Annotated in this window: 7 protein-coding genes; all 7 read right to left on the bottom strand. The window is 59.7% G+C overall.

Annotated features, from left to right (window positions below; all coding sequences use genetic code 11):
- On the bottom strand, positions 1-719 hold a 719-nt coding region (locus tag ACH2EI_RS12045), incomplete at its 3' end, for an NAD-dependent epimerase/dehydratase family protein (protein ID WP_395160170.1).
- Between the two features lie 20 nt (positions 720-739).
- On the bottom strand, positions 740-1,687 hold the full coding sequence (locus ACH2EI_RS12040) for a methyltransferase domain-containing protein (protein WP_395153594.1): 948 nt from the start codon (positions 1,685-1,687) through the stop codon (positions 740-742).
- On the bottom strand, positions 1,677-2,402 hold the full coding sequence (locus ACH2EI_RS12035; RefSeq protein WP_395153593.1) for an NAD-dependent epimerase/dehydratase family protein: 726 nt from the start codon (positions 2,400-2,402) through the stop codon (positions 1,677-1,679). The genes ACH2EI_RS12040 and ACH2EI_RS12035 overlap by 11 nt, the downstream gene beginning before the upstream one ends.
- A complete protein-coding gene (locus tag ACH2EI_RS12030) occupies positions 2,399-3,517 on the bottom strand; it encodes a glycosyltransferase (protein ID WP_395153592.1) in 1,119 nt (372 codons plus the stop codon). The genes ACH2EI_RS12035 and ACH2EI_RS12030 overlap by 4 nt, the downstream gene beginning before the upstream one ends.
- Positions 3,514-4,518 (bottom strand): glycosyltransferase family 4 protein, encoded by a 1,005-nt coding sequence (locus ACH2EI_RS12025; protein ID WP_395160168.1) that lies wholly within the window; start codon positions 4,516-4,518, stop codon positions 3,514-3,516. Before ACH2EI_RS12025 ends, ACH2EI_RS12030 begins: the two co-directional genes overlap by 4 nt.
- Positions 4,508-4,699, bottom strand: a complete 192-nt coding sequence (locus ACH2EI_RS12020; RefSeq protein ID WP_395153070.1) for a hypothetical protein — start codon at positions 4,697-4,699, stop codon at positions 4,508-4,510. The genes ACH2EI_RS12025 and ACH2EI_RS12020 overlap by 11 nt, the downstream gene beginning before the upstream one ends.
- Positions 4,696-5,546 (bottom strand): polysaccharide biosynthesis protein (locus tag ACH2EI_RS12015; protein WP_395160166.1); only part of this gene is annotated, 851 nt, incomplete at its 5' end. The genes ACH2EI_RS12015 and ACH2EI_RS12020, both read right to left, overlap by 4 nt.

Genomic DNA, 5,546 nt, shown 5'->3' with positions numbered 1-5,546 from the left:
TTCAGCACCGTTCCGGCTGTGGTATCGGCCTGTGCAGCCAAGACGTTGGCGGTGACTACGTCGCCGACGTAGGTGAAGTCTCGGACGGCTTCACCGGTACCGAACAGGTTGAACTGGGACCCCATCAGGCCGCACTCGATAAGCCGATGGGTTGCCATATCTGGACGCTGGCGAGGTCCGTACACGGTGAAGTAACGCAGGGCGACGGTCGAGAGGCCGTAGTTGGCTGCATACAGATTGACGAGATGTTCGGCTGCCAGCTTGGTCACGCCATAGGGGCTACGGGGTGCAGGCAGTGTTGCTTCCGTGGTGGGAAAGGTCGTCGTTGCTCCGTACAACGACGATGATGACGCATACACGAACCGCTGCAGGCCGACCTGGACGGAAGCTTCAAGCAGTCGTTGTGTGCCGTGCACATTCCACTCCAAGTACTCGTGGAAGCCTTCGGCCCACGATCCTCGGACACCGGGTTGCCCGGCCTGGTGCGAGACGACGTCAACACCATCGAGAACGCCCACCAGGTCCGCCGTGCAGAGGTCGGCTTCGATGAGCTTGAAGCGGGGGTTCATCATCGCGTCTGAGAGATTCGCACGTTTGATCGACTCGGAGTAGTAGTCGGTCAGTGCGTCGACGCCCGTAACTTTCCAGCCGAGCGTCAGACAATGGTCGACGAGGTTGCTCCCCACAAACCCAGCTGCGCCGGTGACGAGAATGTGCATTGGTCCTCCGTTTGAATTTATCATTGTGCACCTCGGTATTCATCAAGTGCATCGAACCGATTCGGTGAGTCACGACGCATTCCCAGAAATCCAATGCCGGTCGCAAAATCGCTTCGCCAGGTGGGCGGAATGGCACGATCGATGTGAGTCATCCAGGCCGTGAGGCCGTAGGCGACGCGTGCAGCCCTGTGGCTGCGGGTGAGTCCGCCGATCACGCCACGGAATGCAAGGGCAGCAAGGGCGCCGGGCCCACCGAGCGGCACGGAGACAACTTCGTCGTAATCGCCGAACAGCAGCCGGTGCCCAGACTGCGTGAAGCGAGTGAAGTCATAGGCGCCTTCGTGAACGGGCTGGAGAAACGGAGTCTCTGCGCAGATCATCCCGGTCGAAGTCAGCACCCGAGTGATCTCTGCGACCACTGTTGTTGGCTCCACGACGTGCTCAAGGACTGCTTGAATCCAAACGACATCGATGGAGCCGCTCTCGAGCGGAATTTGATGTGCGTCTGCAACGAGGGTGGTGTCAGGCGAGGCGTAGACATCGAACGACACGAGTCGGACCCCTGGCAAACCTGCCAAGGCTGACGACCCGAGCCCGACGCTGCCGCCGCCGACGACCAGAACGATGGGCGCAGGGTTGTCGGCAGCCGACAGATGTGTCGCAATCTTGTCGATCGTCGAGTCTCTTCGGACATTGAACCGAACTCGTCGTTTTGCGGCGTTCAGAACACGCTGCGGCAGTCGCCGTGAATTTCGGATCGTGCTGTGGCGAATTGGCTCGACGGGTTGAAACAACCAGGAAGATGACGATCGTTCGGAACGGCTGAGGAGAACCGGCTGCCCGTCGGTGATGTCGTACGCGGAACCGCTAGCCGCGACCAGCTGAGTTTCGGTTGAGTCGAGTGTCAGCGTCTCGCGTGTCACCGGATCGACGAGTATGTTTTTTATTGATGTCCAGTCAGTACGCATCGTGTCTTCCATACTGTCGCTCAGCGACCATTGCGGCGCGGACGGCCCTCAGGTCTGTCCGATTCTGACGTTCGTACTCGACAATTGTTATTCCGGCGTCAGCTTCGGTCACGTCGATTGAACTCCGTACGACGTCCAGAATGAAGGTCTCAGCGGTGATTGCTGGAACCGGAATGCGCGGTGTTAGAACCAAGGGAAGAGATGTGAGGCGACGGAGGAACCGGAGGCGCCCCGCGTCAAATGGCGGGAAGAGCATTGCTGGTGGCCGGAGAATTGTCAACGCGAGATCTTGCTGAGCAAAGCGATCACCAAAGGCATCACACAAAACGGCGTCACAGGCTCTTTTCGACCAGCTGTACGCATTGGCGGATTCGCTTCGGAACTTGGCCTTTGATGACGAGACGTGAGTGAGGGGTAGACCTACGTCAAGGCAGGTTCGCGCAAGCACGATCGGGAGTTGGAGATTGGCTGCAACGAGTCGTTGGAGGTCATCGTTCGAGGGTTCGGAGGCGAGGTGTGCGACACCGGCAAGATTAACGACCGAGGTTGCTCCTTCTACTGCGTATCGGAGCTGGGCCTCGAAAGGTTCGGGATCAACGAGGTCGTATCTGCCGATGATGACGACTTCGGCGAGATCGCGAAGACGCTCAGTGACGACGTTCCCAACCCGTCCTGTCGAGCCGACGACAACAACCGTGGGGCGTCCACGTTTCATGCGGATTTCTCCGCAGCGAGGCGTCGGTGCAGTTCGACGATCTGGGGGAGGATCACTGAAGAGCTGTATCGCTCGACGGCCAGTCGTCGGCCTGCTTCACCCATCAATTGTCGTTCATCGTCAGAGAGTTCCTTGAAATCCAACAAGGCGTCGGCAAGCGACGTCGGATTCTTTCCTTCGAAGGTGAGCCCTTCCCGCCCGTGTTGGATGACCTCACCGCTGCCGGATTCGGAACTGAGAAGCACGGGCGTCGCCGTTGCGAGTGCCTCAAGGACGAATCGGGAGACACCCTCTCCGGCCCGGGAAGGCAGGATGGCGCCATGAGCGGTCGCGAGGACTGCTGAAGGGTCTCGAGTGGGTGAGTGGAGCGTCATCAGCGGTGATGCCTCGATCACGGATATCTCCTCCGGGGACAGAGTCCCTGGGCTTTGGTCATCGATGGAACAGTAGGCATCGACCTGGAGTCCGGCCGCCTGCAGCCGAGGGTCGGACAGGGCCTTTGCGAGATCGGTGAGTCCCTTCGACCGAACAGCTCGGCCGAGGTACACGATGCGTAGTGGTTCTGCTGGAGGCTTCGGTGTCGCCGCGAAATCGTCGAGATTGACCCCCACACCGGGAATCACCGTACTTCCCGTCGTTGTCCGCGTGACAGCGCGCTGATCGGCTCGCGTCTGAAACAACAGTTCAACGGCGCGGCGACGACCAGCAAATTGGAGGACGCGCCTGATGATCGAGAGTGATCGGGACCCGTCGACCGCCGAGATACCGAGGCCGTTGACGCTGAGAACAAGTGACGGGCGGCGGCGGAGACTGAAAAGGCCGAGACTCAGCGCCACGGGCTTCAAGGCCACAGCGTGGACGACGTCGGGTTTGGTGCGCCGGACCAGTCGGCGCAGCTTCAGTGCCTCCTTTGCGAGGAGCGTCGGAGCCGATGACCGTGTCATGTCGAACTCGTGCATCACGCAGCCTGCTTCACGAGCTTCTTCAAACCGGTCACCCTGACGGGTTGCGACCTCGACATCGAACCCAGCGGCCAGGAGGGCTTTGGCGTGCTCAAGTCGGTGGTTCACGAAGTACCAAGGTTCGCTGACGACGTACATGACTCGCCGGCTCACGACGATGTTCCGTTGAACGTGCGCACAGTGACGACAACTGCGATTGTGGCGAAGGCGGCTACGAACGCGGATGCAGCCCGTACCGCAGGTTCAGCGTTCAGCACTGCGAGTCCGATTGTGGCGGTGATCGCGACGCCGAGCCCGACGAGCGCTGAGACAGCTATGTGACTGCCGATCCGGTCGGTCAGCATCTGGTAAGCGTGTTCACGGTGCGATTGTCCGATTGGTGCACCCCTGCGGAAGCGGGCCACAAGGGTCACGAGGGTGTCAGCAATGTAGAACAGGCCAGGAAGAACGACGACCTCGACCGGGACGCCCTGAGTCGCCGCAAGCACCGCGACTCCGGCAAGCCACGCTCCAGCAAAGTACGAGCCAGCATCTCCCAGGAAAATGAAGGCCACAGGGGTGTTGAACGGAGCGAAGCCGACGAATGCGCCAGCGATGAGTGCTCCGGCCAGAGCGACGTCGGGGAGTTCACTTGAAATGCCGACGACCACGAAGAAGACTCCGGTCACGACCGCCTGGGCCACGGATATGCCATTGATTCCGTCCATGAAGTTGAACGCATTGACGAACCCTATGAATCCGACGATGCCGACCGTCAGGCCGGCGACGCCTAGTAGTCCGACATCTGACTGCTGAGCTAGCAGAGCGACGCAGAGCCCGGCGCCCACGGCGGCCTGGGCGAGCAACCGAACCCGGGCGGACAAGCCCGAGTGATCGTCCATGAGCCCGACAATTCCAAGAAGCAACGAGGCCGCTGCTACTGCGACGATTGGTTGGCCTGGCTTTGAGATCGCCAGTCCGGCGAAGACAGCGATAATTATCGCAAGACCGCCACCACGGGGTACAACAACAGAGTGGGACGAACGCTCATTTGGCGTGTCAACAATGTTGAACTTAAGCATGAAGTGGCGCACGAGTGGAGTCGCGACCAGTGCAACCGAGACGCTCAGAACAGCCGGCTTGACAACGTCGCCGAAGCTCACTTCAGAGAACATGTGCCTCTTTTGCCACATCTTGGTCAGTGATGTCGTCTATGTAGGACTGCTGGTTGTTGAGTGCATCGACCTTGCGCTTGTCGAGTTCGAACCCGAGCACGTCAAAACCTTCATCGACCGCCCGAACCGACAACGGGAGGCCAACATAACCCTGGCCCAATATTGCGACCTTCTCGGTCACTGGCCGACCTTTATCGAGTGATTCTCGAACTCACTTTGGGCGATAACTGCCATCTGGTCGACTGATGGTGACGTCATTGCGTGCTTTGCGTGCATTGCGTCAACGGGGCGAAGAGGCGGAACTGGAACATGGGTGATGAGCGGGTGTGACCGGACGTGGCCGTCTTCGTCGCCGGACATGAGATCCTCGTGCATTTTTTCGTTCTTGCGCAGGCCGGTGAAAACAATCTCGAGTGGTGGCGTGTGCTGGTTCGCAAAGCGTTTGGCGACATCCAGGATCTTGACGGGTTCGCCCATGTCGAGAATCATAATCTCGCCAGGCTGGCCGATGGCGCCTGCATGGCTGGTGAGGCGCGACGCCTCCTCGATGGTCATGAAAAACCGGGTGATGTCCGGGTGGGTGACGGTGATCGGACCACCGTTTGCTGCCTGTACCTCGAAGGACTTCAGCACCGATCCGTTCGATCCAAGCACGTTGCCGAACCGCACCGACACGAACTTCGTATCGCTCTGGGTGTTCGCCCACGCAGTTAACCGCTCGGTGATCCGCTTGGTCCAGCCGAGCACGCTTGTCGGCGCTGCAGCCTTGTCGGTGCTGACGTTGACGAAACGGTCAACACCATGCTTGCCGGCAACCTCGAGCAGATTCAGCGTTCCGCATACGTTGGTTTTCCAACCCTCGTCTGGATGCATCTCAAGCAGCGGTAGGTGTTTCAAGGCAGCGGTGTGGAAGACGACCTCGGGTCGATGCTCGGCGAACACTTCATCCATTCGAGATGCATCACGGATGTCGGCGAGAATGAGGTTCCGATTTTCCAACAGAGCGCGACCCGTCAGGGACAGCTGTG

Origin of the sequence: Ilumatobacter sp. (genome assembly GCF_041688325.1) — a bacterium.
Classification (GTDB): Bacteria; Actinomycetota; Acidimicrobiia; order Acidimicrobiales; family Ilumatobacteraceae; genus Ilumatobacter_A.
The sequence above is the reverse complement of the archived record's forward strand: the minus strand, read 5'-3'. Positions and strand labels throughout refer to the sequence as shown.